The sequence below is a fragment of the Chryseobacterium sp. HNCC26DJ240 genome, from assembly GCF_057180485.1.
On the sequence record NZ_JBXUGK010000006.1, the window covers coordinates 239,664 to 256,288 of the forward strand.

A 16,625-nucleotide genomic window follows, 5' to 3' on the forward strand; every position below is an offset into this window, starting at 1 on the left:
CTTCTGCTAATCGCTTAAGTTTCACAAAGCCGTTTCACTTATATAAGCTCACGATGATTTTTAATTTATTACAAATTCAGAAATATATCAGAATTATTCTTTGATTTCAACTTTGACACCTTTCGTATTCGAATTCATCTGCGGTGCATAATAATTCTGAATTGTGGTAATTCCGTTTGAGAAAACTCCGGATGCGTTGCAAATCAAATCATATTCAAAAACATATTTTCCTTTCTGCATCGACTGAATATAGAAATTGGTGGAAGCGTCTTTTGTAGACTGATAATAGCCCAAACTGTTTTTCCACTGATAACCCGAAATGACACTTAAAGGCTCTAAACCTGCCGCTCTCATGTCTTTGATCTGGATGAATTCCATCGCACGGTCAGTATTTAAAATCATTCTTACTGTAACTTTATCGCCTACTTTTAATGGAGTTTCTGGAGTGATTTTTTTCAGTTCTTCGCCGTTAACCGTTTTTATTTTTTTGTATAATTCTTTGGTCACGGAAAGGTAGTTTTCGGAAGATTTTATTTTATCCAAATCATCATAATACTGCCAGAATAATCCGCCCTGAACAATTCCTGCTCCTGGTTTTGTAATGGTAACGGTTGCTAATTTTTTATCTACAACGTCCGTTTTTAATGAAGATTTCACATAACCGGTTGCCTGAGTTTCAGGTTTTAATTCTTTTCCTCCCCAAATAACAGTTGCTTTATCGCTTTCTGCTGTCGTCCATGATTTTCCTGAATTTAAGATTGTGAAAATCACTTCTGCAGTTCCTCTGGAGCTCCCCCATGAATTCACTTCTTTTTGAGTGATCAGCCAGATTTTCATTTCTTCAATAAATTTCTGGTCATTTGGTTTTAATGTACTGAAAGCTTCCAAAGCACCTGCGTGATTCACCACTTTTGAGCTGAACCAGCCCCAGTCATTTAAATTCTGTTTCCAGTAAATACCTTGATTTTTGGTATCAACCGAAGTTTCCTTTAAAAAAGTCAATAGTTTTTCTGAAACATCTTTCAAACCGTAATCACTCATCAGTAAAGCTGCGCGGTGCAGTCCGAAGAATGTAAAATCTGTGATTTTTGCTGTTTTGGCTTTTTCTTTTACCGAAGATTTTAAAGTTGCAGATTTTCCGGTCAAAGGATATTCTTTTTCCCAGTAATTTCTGGCATTCAGGTAATCCAATGTCCAGTTTGTCCACACATTTTCCTTTTTCACGTCATATTTTCCAACTTCCTGATCGACATATTGAATCAGTTTTTTAACCAAATCTTTCTGCTCTGAATTTTGATAATCTTTCACATTATCTTTCAGCCAAAGATTGATTTTGCCTAAATTTTTTAAAATATAAAGCGATGTAGAATACGAACTAGGATACCCCTGATACCAAGAGAAACCACCATCCGGATTCTGCAGTTTTTTTAGCTCATCCCAATCCTGACTGATTGAATTTTTCATCGTATTGGCATCAAAAAGCAAAGCTAATTTCTGCATTTGTTCCGTCTCATTTTTACTTTCCAAAACCCATGGCGTTTCGTCGAGCAACATTTGTTTCAGTTCCTGATTTTTTTCAAGATTTGAAGTTAACAATCCTTTGTTTTGATATTCTTCAAAAACAGTTTTAAGTTTCGGATTGGCTTTAAAAATTTCCGATGCCAAAACATCTGCAAACCATTTATTAAAAGTAACATCAGCAGAATTGTTCTGATCATTTTTAAGGCTTGGCAACGCAAACATGATTTCCCAGATCGGATTTGTGGTTAGTTCCAACGTATTTGAAACATTTGAAATCGTAGTTGAACTGTTATTTGTAAGGTTTTCAAGCTCAAAAGTTTTGGTTTCGCCTTCTATTACAAAAACGGGAACCGCTTCTGTGACAAGCATTCTGTTTGGTAGAACCGCAACAGCTTTCTGCTCGCCATCAGAATAATTTCCGGCCTTGGCAACGACTTTTAAAATGATCGACGAAACATTATTCGGAACTTTTATCTTCCAAGTTAAAGCTGAATTTCCCTTTTCCTTTAAATCAAAATTCTGAATGCTTGATTTTAAAGCAAATTTATCAGAAATATCTTCATTGGTAAAAGCATCTAAGATTTGGAGTTGAGCCGTTCCGTTTAGTTTTTTATCGGTAAGATTCGAGAGTTTAGATTGTAAGTTTAATTCATCACCTTCTCTCAAAAATCTAGGATAATTCGGTGTTACTGAAAATTCTTTTTGCGTAACGACTTGTTTTTCCAAAGTTGCCGCTCTTGCATCTTTTGTGTGAGCCAGGAACATTAATTTCCATTTGGTTAATGCCTCCGGCGAAGTAAATTCAAAGCTTACATTTCCATCTTGATCGGTTTTTAAATCGGGATAAAAGAAGGCGGTCTCGTTTAGGTTTTGACGAACGGGAACAGTATTTGATAATATTTCCTGAATTTTTAATGGATCTACTTTATCATCGTATCTTGCTAATTCCGCTTGAGTTAAAGATCTTCCGGAATTGAGAATGTCAATCGCTTCATCATTCACTCGAACACTTTCTAACCGATTACGGATAGGAGAAGCAGATTTTGTAAGTGGAGAAGCTGCGTATCCCTGATTAGAAGTTGGCTCCTCATCATGATAATCTAAATCTTCATCTAAAGAATAATTTAGCCAGTTTAATTCAGGAATTCCAATGCTTTTTACTCTTAAATATTTATAATTTTTTTCATAATATCCCTGCTGAAGACTATTTTGCATAGAATAATTTTTAAAATCATCATAAGATATTTTTAAAGTATTCCAATCGAAGTTATTGACATTGAACTGATCCAACGACATATCATACATATTCGCAAGCACTTCTGCGTTTACTTTTTCATTATCGTTTCCTGAAACTTTGACTGTCCATTTTTCTTTAGAGTTCGGTTCTATTTTATCTCTGAAAGTTACCGTTTCAATCGTTACGCTTTTTGACTGATCTACCACACTAAAATTAACAGTTTTTGTTTGAACATCATTGAAAGATACCATCTGAAAAGTAACATTTAAGTTGGAAATCTTCTCATTTAAAGATGCCGTAACGGGGAATTTTAAAACTCCATTTTTAAACTGATGAACAGAGCTCACAGCGGGATTTACTCCATCCTGAAAAAACACGTTGACTGATGCATCCTGAATCGAAGAATAAACATAAATTTCCGAAGTTTCCCCGCGATTCAACTCTGTTTTTGGCTGAACAATTTCAAGGAAAATATTTTGCTCTTTACCGACAGATTTTTTACTGAAAACAGAAAAATTCTGCTTCGTTCTAATTGTGTCTTTTCCTTCGATATTAAATAATTCAAGTTCGTAATTTCCTGTTTTAAGTTTGCCTAAACTTAGATCCTGTGAAGCTTCGACTTCGCTTTTTGAAACAGTTTTACTTAAGATAACCGACTGAGGTTTTTGACTGTCTTCATCATCACTTTTATCAAAACGGTCGTGCGGAAATTTGCTTATAAATTCTGCCTTGGAATACTGCGGCAAATTCTGAGTATAATCTTCAAAATTACTTCTGAAAATCCTTTCCGGAGATTTCAGTTTTGAAAGTTTTATCTGATACGATTTTTTAAGATTCTGCTCGTTATAATTTTTAGTTTCAACTTTCAGTTTTACATTTTCATCGTCAAAAACATTTTTAATTTCATCCGTTTTGATATAGTGCGAAACTGATGAAACCTTCATATTTGTATTTGCAGACTGAGTTTCGCCGTTGATATCAGTAACAGAAGCATTCACCGCGAAATTATCGATTTGAATACCGTCAATTCTGTTGTCTTTCTTTAAATCAACTTTTATAGTAAATTCGCCTTTGTCATCGGTTTTAACATCTCCCAAAATTGAATTTTCGTTATCATAATCATGTGGAAACCAAGGGAAATATTTCCATCTGATGTTATGTTTTTTAATTTCATAATTCACGGTTGTACTGCTTAATGCTACACCCGAAAACATCATTGCTTTACCTTTTAATTCAAGCGTTTCTCCGTATTTGTATTCAGATTTTATGGGTTCAAAAGTAACTTCGAACTTAGGTCTTTTGTACTCTTCAACCTGAATATATTTGTTCCATTCTGCAAAACCTTCAGTTTTAATTGTGAAGGAGCCATTGAGTTTACCCTTGGGCAAAATAAAGCTTCCATGATAAGAACCAAATTCATTGGTTTGAAATTCCTGAGAAGTTATTTCCTGATTATTTGCATCAATCAGACTGATTTTCTGTTTCGTATTTGAAGCTACAGATTCTTTATCATTTACAATCTGAGTGTTGATTACTTTAAAATAAACTGTTTGACCAGGTCTGTAGATTGCTCTGTCTGTAAAAATCTGTGCTTTCTTTGCAATTTTCTCCTGAGTGTACTGACTCCTGCCGTGACCGTAAACACTCATCATCTGAAAACTGTTGGTTTTTGGCTGGCGGATCAAATAATTTCTGTAAAATTCTTTATTTTCGGATAATGGAAATTTAAAAATCCCGTTTTTATCAGTCAAAAGCTTCGTTTCAGATAATTTTTTATCACCTGAGAATTCATAAATGATAAGATTTTCTTCGCCAACAACATTACCATTTTCACTGTTTACCAATTTCAAAAGATTCTGTAAATCTCCCTCATCAGATTTTGTCTGATAAAGAATTTTGTTTTCTGAAACGAAAAAATAAAAATGTTGAGATTTAAGACTTTCTTTATCGTTTTCAACTAAAAATTCTGCAAAATAAATTCCCGCAGGAAGAGGTTTTATTTCGAGTGAAGTGATGTGAGTTTTGTAATCTTTAGGATTATTCAGTTTAAATTCATCCTTTCTAACCAATGCTTTTTTGACACCGTCTAATGAATTTTTGTTTTTGTATGAGAAAAACTCATTTACGTTTTGAGGTTTATAAATATTAATACTGAAATTTTCTACATTTTTAAATTCCGCAGAAAAATGGATCGGCAAATTAGGCTGCGTCTGGTCTTCATAAGTTATATGCAGAGACGGATTTACAATTCGGTTTTCGATATTTTTAAGGTTATTTAAAAAAGACGATTTAGGAAATTCCTTTTTAGCTTTTTCAATTGCTGCAAGCGCGTCTTTTTCCTTATCGTCCAAAGTCAGAGTTTGAGCAATATCTTCGTAGATCAAAACTTTGTAATCTCCTTCCACAGGAGAATTTGCTAATTTGTAAAGCTGCTCAACCTTATTTTTGCAGTTGGTATTTACACAATCCTGAACTATCTTATCATGAGAAAAATACAGTTTTGAATTTCCTGTATTTGCAGCAATTAATTCATCCAAAATTTTACTGATTTCAATTTTATTTTCAGCTAATTCGTTTGGTGTGAAAAAATTGAGATTTTTAAGAAAATTAATCTTTTCCAAAGCATACCAGTCGTATAAAGTCGGGAAAAATTCGATAGACGAAGTATTATAAAAGACTTTCTTATACTTCGAAAAATCAATCTTTTTTAATTCAGCTTTCATCTGATCCAACTCCTGATGCGATTTGGAAATATAGTTTTTAAAATCAAGCTTTGACCAGGTTTCAATCGAAGAAACGTCCTGTTGATTGATATTGGTTTGGTCGTTAATCTTCCAGATATTGTGAATGTAATATTCGTGTAAAAAATTTGAAACTAAAATTTTAAAGAAAAGCCTGTCGTCTCCCTTCAACTGCTGTTCAGTAGCTCTTATTTTCGCAAAAAATTTTGAATCCAAATCATTTTCTTCACTGTGGGAGATTTCGAAGATGATTGCATATTCTGATTTCAGAGCTTTTATCAGTTCAATCGTTTTATTTTCTTTCATTGCACGTGTCTGTATTTCTGTAATGATGGGAAGATTGCTTTTAAACTTCCCTGCATTCGAGTTTTCCTGAACTTTTTTCCATTGGGCATCATAATAGTTTTGTGCCTGAATCTGATTAAAAATTCCAAAACACAGAAGAATCAGGATGATTTTAATGCTTTTCATATTTGATGTTTAGTTTTTAATTTCTAGTTTATCGCCTTTTGTGCGGGCATTCATTTGAGGAGCATAATAGTTTTGAAGCGTTGCAAATCCGCTGGAGAAACTGCCCGCTGCATTACAAACGAGATCGTACTCAAAAACGTATTTCCCTTTTGGCATATAGTAAATATAAAAATTGGTTGAAGCATCTTTGGTTGCCTGATAATAACCTAAATTATTCTTATACTGATACCCCGAAAGCACGTCTACAGGCTCTAATCCTGCGGCTCTCATATCTTTCAGATGAACATACTGCATCGGTCGGTCTGAGTTCAAAATCATTCTTACCGTAAGGCGGTCTCCAACATTCAACGGACTGTTTTCTGTGATTTTAAGCAGTTCTTCGCCATTTGTAGTTTTCACTTTTTTGTAAAACTCTCTCGTCATCGAAATGTACGTTTCGGTAGATTTTGCATTATTGATATCTTCATAATATTGCCAGAACAAACCGCCCTGAACAATCCCCGGACCTGGTTTGGTTACCGTAACCTGACCCAGTTTCGGATCTATTTTACCTGAATTGATGGTCTGTTTCAGAAATCCTGTGGTTTTGGTTTGTGGAGCAACTTCTTTTCCACCCCAGATCACCGTTGCTTTATCGGCTTCAGGCGTTGTCCACGATTTACCGGAATTCATCATGATGTAAATGATCTCCGCCGTCGTTCTTGAGTTCCCCCACGAATTGGTTTCTTTCTGTGTTGCCAGCCATATTTTGGATTCTTCAATAAAATCGACATCATTCGGTGCTATTTTGGCTAAAGCTTCAATCGCTCCGGCATGATTTACAGCCTTGGATTCGTACCAGCCCCAGTCGTTGAGATTTTTCTTCCAGTAAGCACCCTGTGTTTCCGATGAAACTGAGGTTTCCTTTAAATAATTGATCAGTTTTTTCGAGGTGTCTTTCAATCCGTAATTATCGTAAATCAGAGCTGCACGATGAACACCGTAAAACGTTAGATCCGTTACTTTAAACTTATCAGCTCTGTCTATGATCATTTGTTTTAATCTTTCTCCTTTTCCTGAAATAGGATATTCTTTTTCCCAATAACGTCTTGTATCCAGATAATCCAATGCAAAATTGCTCCACGGATTGTCTTTTTCTTCACTCCAATATCTTTCTAATTGAGAATCGATATAGCCGATCAGTCGCCCAACCATCGATTGTTGTCCACCCGGTTGGTATTCTCCGATTCCGTCTTTCAGCCATGAATTCATCTTACCTAAATTTTTAAGAATATATAAGGAATTGCTGTATGAACTTTCATATCCCGGAAGCCACGGAAATCCGCCATCGCCATTTTGGTAACGCAGTAAAATATTCCAGTCTTTGGCAATAGAATTTTTCATCTGATTGACCTCGAAAAGTCGGGCAACTCTGTTCATCGTTTCGGTCTCAGACTGAGATTGCAGGACCCAAGGTGTTTCTTCAAGCAAAACCTGTTTCAGTTCCTGATTTTTTTCAAGATTGCTTTTCAGCAAATCAGCGCTTTTGTATTCATCAAAAACGGCTTTCATTCTTGGGTTGGCTTTAAATATTTCGGTACCGACCACATCTGCAAACCACGTATTGAACCAGTCATCCGAACTGATGTTTAAGTATTGACTCAAATCCGGCAAGGCAAAAATAATTTCCCAGATCGGATTGGTTTTCAGCTCTAAAGTATTTCTCACATTTTCTGCTGTTCCCGTGGAATAATTCGCAAGACTTTCCAAAGTAAAAGTTTTGGTTTGACCTTCTTTCACGAAAATCGGAACTGCGTCTGTTAACAACATTCTGTTAGACAATACCGCAACTGGAATCTGCTCTCCATCAGAGAAACCGCCTGCTTTTGCAACGACTTTTATGATGATGGAATTTACTTTGTTGTAAGGTGTTTTAATTTTCCAGCTCGCTACAGCATTTCCTGTATTCTGAACTTTAAAATCCTGAACTGAACCCGTAATTCCAAATAATGATGAAATATCTTCATCGGTTTCTGCATTTAAAATCTGAAGTGAAACTTTTCCATCCAAAGACTTTTCAGTAAGATTTGAAATTTTAGTCTGGAAACTAAGCTCATCTCCTTCCCTCAAAAACCTTGGATAATTTGGAGTAACCGAAAGTTTTTTCTGAGTAATGATATCCTGTTCCAAAACAGCATTTCTGTCGTCTCTTGTATGGGCGAGAAACATTAATTTCCATTTGGTTAAAGCTTCCGGTGTGGTAAATTCAAAACTTACATTTCCATTGGCATCGGTCTTTAAATGAGGATAGAAAAAGGCAGTTTCATTTAGATTCTGTCTCGGATTTACCTTATCCAGATCTTCATCTTTCACAGGTGGTGGCGGTGCATCGTCTTTATCTAAAACTCCATCTGCATCGTTCTTATCGAAACGGCTGGCAGATTTGTTACCCATAGCCACAACTTCCTCAACGGCCAAAGTTTTCGGTGCTGGACAGCCATTGTACGTTTCCAATCCTGGAACATCTGGACAGGCATCTTTCATATCATCAACGCCGTCGCCGTCGATATCTGTTGTTAAACCATATTTTACTAATAATTCATAAAATACATTTTCATCAAACCATTTAAGTTGCGGCAGATTTATTTGCTTGGTTTCAAGATATTTAACCTGTTGATACCAGTACAGTTGTGATGGATAAATCTCAACATTAAAATCTTTGAAAACGTTTCTCGGTCGATAAATTTTCGTCCATGAATAGGTGTTTGGAACAAATTTATCCAGCGATTTATCATACATATTCGCTAAAACTTCAGCAACAACCTTTTCCTTCTCTCTGCCTAAAATTTTGATGCTCCATTTTTCTTTGGAATTAGGTTCAAGTTTATCTCTGAACGTCGTCAATTCAATTTTAAGAGGTGGATCTTCATTTTTAATGTTGAGATTAATGTATTCATTTTGAACATCGTTGTACTGAGCCAGAACGAACTGAATATTATATTTTTCAATATTTTTATCTAAAGAAATTGTAAGTGGATAAACCAAAATTCCGTTTGAGAATTTCCTTGTTTCCATTTTAGGAGCTCCGAAACCATCCTGGACGTAAATGTTGACTTCTGCATCAGGAATTGCAGTATAGGCATAAATCGTCACTTTCGAACCTCTTTTCACATCAGCCTTTGGACCAATGATTTTTAAAAAAGGAAACTGATTTTTCCCAAGACGGCTTCTGTCCCAGACACTGAAATCCTGCTCGGTTTTGATGGAATCTTTGCCTTCAATATTATAAATCAACAATCTGTAAGTACCGGGATCAAGTTTTCCAAAGTTGAGCTCTTTGCCTGATTTTGTCTCATTGATTACCGTTTTTAAAGTCTCCCAATATTTCTGGTCATCCTTTTTATCATACCGGTCGTGAGGAAATTTGCTTAAAAACTCATCTCTACCCATTTTCGGAAGATTCTGAATCATATTTCTGAAATTATTTCTCAAAATCCTCTCCGGCTGTTTGAGCTGTATCAACTTTACTTTATAGCTTTTATCGAGTGCAATATCATTATAATTAAAGCTTTCAACTTTTATTTTGAGATCTTCATTCGCAGACGCTTCAGAAATAGGTTTTGTTTTTAAATAATGGGAAACTGAAGCCACTTTTACATTAGTTTCGGCACTTTGGGTTTCCCCGTTGATGTCGGTAACAGTGGTGTTGACTTTATAATTATGAACCTGAATTCCTTTTACATTTTCATCTTTTTTTGGATCAATTTTAATGGTAAATTCTCCCTTTTCATTTGTTTCAACCTTTCCTAAAACTGTATTTTCATTACTGTATTCTGCAGGATACCACCAGAAATAACGGTTTCGGATATTTTCTCTTTTAATGTCAAAATTTACCATCGTTTTACTGAGCGGAACTCCAGAAAACGTGGTAACTTTTCCAATCAGTTCAATGGTCTGACCGTATTTGTATTCACTTTTAATGGTATCAAATGTGATTTCAAATTTTGGTCTTTTGTATTCTTCTACAGAAAAATATTTTCCGTTCGAATAAGAATTATTGACATTAAGTGAAAACTTCCCATTTAAACGGTCCTTTGGAATTTCAAAACTTCCGCTGTAAGAACCGAAATCATTGGTTTTAAACTTTTGTGAAGATATTTTCTGATAATTAGTATCATACAAAACCACTTCATGTTCCAGATTAGGCAAAAGGACATCTTTGCGTTTTTCAAAATCAGGCCTTGTAGCAATCACTTTAAAATGAACGGTCTGTCCGGGTCTGTAAATTTCTCTGTCAAGAAAAACCTGGTACAAATCGTTGTGACTTCTGTAGTCATCATCTCTTTCATAAACAGAATTTAGAATATTAAAATCTCCCGAAACAGCATCATAAATTAAATAGGGATACTCACGGTGATATCCTTTAACAGAAGCAAATCTGGCAAAATTATCGGTCTGGATCAAAACTTCTGCTTCACTTGTATTCTTATAATCCGTGAAAGCATACTTATGAAGTTTTGTATTAATTTTTCTCTTCCCCGTTTCTCTCTCAACCAGAATATAATCTTTTTTTTCATCATAAATTACCCTTGACGAAGTAGAAACAAACAGAAACTTGGAAACATCTCCCCCATTGATATGCTCTCCGATGTAAAGGCCTTTTGGAAGCCCTTTCATTTCCAGTGAGGTTGAATAATTTTTGTAATCTTTTTGATTTGGAAGTTCAAAAATGTCAGTTCTTACTAAGGTTTTATCGATTTTTTTGTAATATTCTGCATAATCTAGGCTTTGCAAATAGAGCAACTGATTTTTAAAATCATTAACCTTATAAATTTTTATTTCAAAGCGGTGTGCATTTTTATGCGTTGCCACCAGATGCATTGGTTTTTCGGGGATATTGTGTTCTTCGTAAAAAACCTGTACAAAAGGACTTTTGATATTATTCTCTAAATAATCAAGGTTGCTCAAAAGCTTAGAATTAGGATATTCAGATTTTATTTTTTCGATCCAGCGGATGGCTTCTTTGTATTCAGATTTTCTCTGTAATTCTTCTGCAATTCTCTTGACAACTAAAATTTTGTACTCACCTTTTTCGGGAGAATTTATAAGATCGATCTGTTTTTTCAGAAACTGTTCATCCGTATTTATGCTGTTTTCAAAAATTAAAAGTTGATGTTGAAAATAAAGCTGCGGATTTCCCTTGTTGAAACTAATTAAATTCTGAAACAAAGATCTTATTACCGAACGGTTTTCTTTTACTTCATCTTTTGTGAAAATGCTTTCATTATTCAGAAAGTCTATATTTTTCTTTAATTTCCAGTCACACAAAGTTGGATAATAATCGTAATCAGCGTTCTCGCCAAGCGCTTCTTTATAAGATTCAAGTTTTACTTTTTTAAGTTGATTATCGAGTGCTGAAAGTTCTGCAAACTTTTGGGTATAATGATTTTTATAGTCGAGTTTTGTCCACGTTTCAATTTCAGAAATTTTTCCGTCTGCTGTATTGGTCCGTTGCTGAATCTGATACCTTGTACGGTTGAAATATTCCTCAAAAAATTCAATTTCAAGGATTTTAAAAAACAAAAGATCATCTTTTTTCAGTTGGTTTTCGGTTTCTTTAATTTTTGCAAAAAACGCAGATGCATAATCATTTTTTGTATCGTCATGCGTTTCCTTATAAATTCCAAATTCTGCCTGCAAAGATTTGATGAGTTGCGGAGCATTTTTATCTTTGATTGCTTTCTTCTGAATATCGATAATCAGCGGAAGTGAAGATTTAAATTCTCCGTTTTTGTAACCTTCCGCAATTTTCTTCCATTGCTCTTCATAATAATTCTGAGCAAAGATCGAAGTTGTGAAAAATACAAATAATAGTAAAAGACATTTGGATATGGTTTTCATAGGTCTTATTTTTGTCTGAATGAATGCTTTAAAATTACTGAAAAAATACGTCATCGACAGTCAAATATTTGTCTCATTGATGGGAACTTTTTTTGCAGTATTTTTCATGTTGGAACAGCAAACCTTTCGCTGGCCGACGGTTGCACTGATTTTCATTACTTATTTCAGCGGCTATATTTACACAAAATATCAAAAAACGAAATATTTCCCCAAAATTTTGGTTTTCAATTGCCTTGCAGGCATCGCTTCAGCAGTTTTAATTATTTTAAATCATAATGAAATACGCTTGCTGAAATGGTTTGTAATCGTCGTTCTTGGATTGCTCTACAACTCATTTTTTCTGGAAACTTACATTAGAAAAATCCCTTTACTGAAAGTATTTTACGTGGGTTTGATCTGGGGTTTAATGAATTGTTGGCTTACACTACCCGAATTCAGTTTACCCATTTTTCTGATTAGTTTTCTGTTTATTACCGCTTTGGTATTGCCGTTTGACATTCGGGATATGAAAAGTGATACAGTGAAGACTTTCCCGATGCTTATCGGGGTTCAGAATACCAAATATTTAGCTTACTTTCTGGTTTTCTCAGCGACAATTTTAAGTTTATTTTATTTAAAACTAAACTTTTCTATAAGCTTTTTTTTAACCTTAATTTCAACCTTCATCCTCATCTACTTTTCTGAAAATTCAAACCGGGATTCTTATTATTCTTTCTGGGTTGAGCTTTGCTCGGGATTGCCCCTTTTGTTTTTAATTCTGTCTGAAATGTTTTACCTTTACTAAAATTTGGTACACAAGAAAAAACCTTTCCAAATTTTAGATCTCATCAAGAGTTTTCAAAAATGACCATCAACAAACTTACCCTCTATAATTTTAAAAATCATGCAGAGCAGCACTTCGCTCTTTCCCCGCAAATCAACTGTTTTGTAGGAAATAACGGTGTTGGAAAAACCAATATTCTTGATGCACTTCACTATCTTTCGGTCGGAAAAAGCTTCCTTGGAAACAGCGATTTGAATAATATTCTGAATGATGAAGATTTCTTTACAATAGAAGCGGAAATTCAAAATGAAGATTCTGAAGATATTATTAAAATTCTTCAGCCAAGAGAAGCCAAAAAAGTCATTAAGAAAAACGATAAAAGTTACGACCGAATGGCTGATCACATAGGTTATTTGCCAAGCGTGATGATATCTCCGTACGATTCCAATTTAATTTCAGATTCCGGAGAGAGCCGTAGAAAGTTTCTGGATTCAATGATTTCACAAACCGATTCTTCGTATCTTTTTGATTTAATTCAATATCAAAAAACCATTCAGCAGCGGAATGCTTTGCTGAAATACTTTGCCAAAAACAGAACGTGGGACAAAGATTCACTTGAGATTTATGATGATCCTATCGTAAAATCAGGCACAAAAATTTTTGAAAAGAGGAAAGAATTTGTTTCTCAACTCTATCCTATTGTTCAGAATTTTTACAATATTATTTCCGGCGGTAAAGAAACTGTATCTGTAAAATATGAATCTCATTTGCTTGAGGAGTCATTTGAAAATTTATTGAAGGAAAGCTTAGACCGCGACAGAATGCTGACTTATACGTCCAAAGGAGTTCATAAAGATGATTTACTTTTTGAAATGAATTCAGTTTTGATTAAAAAAATCGGTTCTCAAGGGCAGCAAAAATCGTTTTTAATCTCATTAAAACTCGCTCAGATGAGTTTAATAAAAGAACTGACCGGAAAAACACCGATTCTTCTGCTCGATGATATTTTTGATAAGCTTGATGACAATCGCGTTTCGCAACTGATTGAGCTTGTAAATCAGGAAAACTTCGGGCAAATCTTTATTACAGATACGCATCGCGAACGTACGGAAAATGTAGTGAAGCGAATTAATGAGGAATCTAAAATTTTTGATATTTGATACGGGTTTCGGGATACGGGATTCGGTAAATATTTAAACAAAAGACTTTTTAATTTTGTCGGTTCTGTTTTTGATTTAATTTTATTTCCAAACATAAATAAGATGAGTTACCGAAATTTAGACATTTACAAAATTGCCTTCGACCTTTTTCCGAAAGCACATAAAGCTTCATTTTTACTTCCAAAATATGAGTTGTATGAATTGGGTAGTCAATTAAGAAGATCTTCAGATTCCGTAATTACAAGTATTGTTGAAGGATATGGCAGGTCTTGTAATAAAAATGAATACTACAGATTTTTGGTATTTTGCCACGCCAGTAACGATGAAACAATTAATCATTTAGAGAAAATTACTATTCTCTATCCTGAAATTGCCAAAGAATTTATGAATCTTAAAGAGCAATATAATATTCTTGGAGGAAAAATTAATAACTATAAAAAATGGGTAAAAGAACACTGGAACGAAAACAAAGACCAATAATCATAACATGAATCACGCAACTCATAACTCGAATCCCATAACCCATAACTCGAATCCCGTACCCCGAAACAAATGAGAAAGAACAAAAAACGTGAATTTCAATCCTCGGAACTGGTAAAATCTTTCGCCAGAATTCATGGTTTTGAAGATAAACTGGTGGCTTTTGAAATTAAAGATTTCCTTGAAGATTATCTGGATGAAGCCTTATTCAATGAAATTAAATCTGTAAATCTGGATGACAAAATTATTTCCATTAAAGTAAATTCTCCTTTGCTGAAGCACGATTTTCAGATGAGAAAAAGTTTTTTTCTAAAGAAATTTCAGGAGAAATTCGGGGAAGAAAAATTTAATGATCTTCAGATTTTGTAGGAATGCTGTTGCTGATTAAGGCATCAGATTTTCTGTCGTAAACAGAACGCATCGGAATAAAAAAACTGAGCGGACGACGCAGAAAATATCTGAAAATTTCACGGTAAATATCTCTCACTTCACCCAGATTCAGTTTTCTTGAACGGAATGCCAAAAACATTGACAGACCAAAACTCACCGCAAAGTTGAAAAAACCAATCATGAAAACGGTAAAAAACGAAAGCCAGAAAGTGTAGCCGTCTATCGAAAAGTCTCTGCCGTAAAGTCCTAAAGCGAAGTTTCCTGCAGCAAACGTGATGTGGCGGATATCCAGATCAAGTCCGAAAAACAGCCCGATGGGTGCCGTAGCTCCCAAAAAGACACCAAACCAGAAATTGGAAATAATCCCAGCCCAGTTTTTAGCGTAATATTTTGAAAGACTTTTGGCAAATTTTGCTCCGAACCATCTTTTAATGGTCAGATTCTTTGCAATTCTATCAGGAATTTGATAAAAAACAGAATTGTTTGCAATATTTCCTGAGATAATTCCCGAAATAAACAGATAAAATCCCGCAATACTCGCATGAAGAATGGCTTTAGACTGAAAAGGATCCAAATCTTTCAAAAGCTTATCTGATTTTTCTACAGCTAAATTTTGTGAGAAAAAAACATCCAAACCGTAAATAATCGCCAACGCAATCGGGAAAGACAATAAAACATTTCCTACAAATGCTATAAACTGACTTCTGAATAGTCTGGAAACCAAATCTGCAAATTCGGTATAATTTTTCTGTGAATTTCCCTGCTCCGAGAGTACTTTGGTCATCGTTGCGGCCGTCATAGCAGGCTGTTTGGTTGCCAATGTGAAACTCATCAGATAAATCATGATGAAACCCATCGCATAATTCATGGCATACAAAAATGCATGAAAAAAGTCGCTTCCGGGCATAAATCCATACAGCATTTTTAAGACGCAGAGCGCACCGACAATAATCCCGCCACCGCTGGCTTTGTAGAACATGCTCATGTACTGCTTACGATTTGCAGTAATGTAATGACTCCCCGCTTCAGCCGTGTGATTGGTAATTAAATGTGAAATCAGTCGTGTGCTGTCATTGAACAGTTCAGCAATATTATTTTTATGAGATTTATAAGATAAAATATTAAATATCAATTGTTTAGATTTTAATAAATAATCTTTTTCAGAGTCAATCACCAAAAGATTTGCAATTTCGAAAATTCTTGTGGTCTGCTGTCTGATTTTCAGAAGAGATTGATTGATTTTTCCTGAGATTCCATATTTTGATGAGTTTTTAAATGAAATATTAACAAAATCCAGACATTGCTCAATATAAATTTTTATCTGTTTGAAACGACTGTCCTTCGAAGAAAGCTGAAGTTTAGGATTAACTTTAAATTCTTCAGCCAAAGCTTCAAGCTCGTTTTGAAGCGCTAAAAATGGATTATCAAAATTTCTGTATTCAGGTGCCATCCTCACCACGTCAACCTCCAAAGCCATTCCTGTAACCCGCCAAGACAAGATATTCATGGAAAAAATAAGTTCGCTTTTTACCTTTTCATTTTTAATAAAATCTGAAATATTCAAAAGCTGTAGAAACTCATCAAGTTCATTTTCAGGAATATTGTGAAAGTATTCAAGATCTTTTTTTGGTCTTACGCTGATGTTGTCTATGAGATACCAAACCGTCTGCTCATGCTCCACAGAAGGCAGAATTTTATTTAAAGTTCTCTTTCTTAACTCTGAAAAAAATGAATTCTCAGATAAAATATTGGCCTCGGTAAGGGATAAATTGAAAGGTCTTTCTGAAAAAATATTTCTGATGTATTGAGAAAAGTGACTTAGCTGCTCGTCATTAGACCTGAAATAAGCTAAAACATCTTTAAAATCAGACTTTCGGATAGCTTCCAGAAACTCCGCAAGAGGTTCCAGCGACTTCGTTTCATTTTCAAAAGAAAAGTATTTGGAAAGAACTGTTCTAAAATTTTTACTATTCAAATCAATG

At 34.6% G+C, this 16,625-nt stretch carries 7 protein-coding genes; 4 read left to right on the forward strand and 3 right to left on the reverse strand.

What is annotated here, in order from left to right; translation table 11 throughout:
- Positions 1 to 93: 93 nt before the first annotated feature.
- On the reverse strand, positions 94 to 5,970 hold the full coding sequence (locus tag AC2A1G_RS13610; RefSeq protein WP_484047458.1) for an alpha-2-macroglobulin family protein: 5,877 nt from the start codon (positions 5,968 to 5,970) through the stop codon (positions 94 to 96).
- Positions 5,971 to 5,979: 9 nt separating this feature from the next.
- On the reverse strand, positions 5,980 to 11,850 hold the full coding sequence (locus AC2A1G_RS13615) for an alpha-2-macroglobulin family protein (protein ID WP_484047459.1): 5,871 nt from the start codon (positions 11,848 to 11,850) through the stop codon (positions 5,980 to 5,982).
- 19 nt (positions 11,851 to 11,869) lie between these two features.
- Here AC2A1G_RS13615 and AC2A1G_RS13620 point away from each other — a divergent pair, with 19 nt between their 5' ends.
- The 4 genes from AC2A1G_RS13620 (at position 11,870) to AC2A1G_RS13635 (ending at position 14,622) form a co-directional block, all read left to right on the forward strand.
- Complete coding sequence (locus tag AC2A1G_RS13620; protein ID WP_484047460.1) at positions 11,870 to 12,634, forward strand: UbiA prenyltransferase family protein; 765 nt, start codon at positions 11,870 to 11,872, stop codon at positions 12,632 to 12,634.
- Between the two features lie 59 nt (positions 12,635 to 12,693).
- Positions 12,694 to 13,773 (forward strand): DNA replication/repair protein RecF, encoded by a 1,080-nt coding sequence (gene recF / locus AC2A1G_RS13625; RefSeq protein ID WP_484047461.1) that lies wholly within the window; start codon positions 12,694 to 12,696, stop codon positions 13,771 to 13,773.
- Between the two features lie 102 nt (positions 13,774 to 13,875).
- Complete coding sequence (locus tag AC2A1G_RS13630; protein WP_484047462.1) at positions 13,876 to 14,253, forward strand: four helix bundle protein; 378 nt, start codon at positions 13,876 to 13,878, stop codon at positions 14,251 to 14,253.
- Positions 14,254 to 14,325: 72 nt separating this feature from the next.
- Complete coding sequence (locus tag AC2A1G_RS13635) at positions 14,326 to 14,622, forward strand: hypothetical protein (RefSeq protein WP_262152464.1); 297 nt, start codon at positions 14,326 to 14,328, stop codon at positions 14,620 to 14,622.
- Here the strand turns inward: AC2A1G_RS13635 and AC2A1G_RS13640 are convergent.
- On the reverse strand, positions 14,600 to 16,618 hold the full coding sequence (locus AC2A1G_RS13640; protein ID WP_484047463.1) for a recombinase: 2,019 nt from the start codon (positions 16,616 to 16,618) through the stop codon (positions 14,600 to 14,602). The genes AC2A1G_RS13635 and AC2A1G_RS13640 overlap by 23 nt on opposite strands.
- Between the last annotated feature and the right edge of the window lie 7 nt (positions 16,619 to 16,625).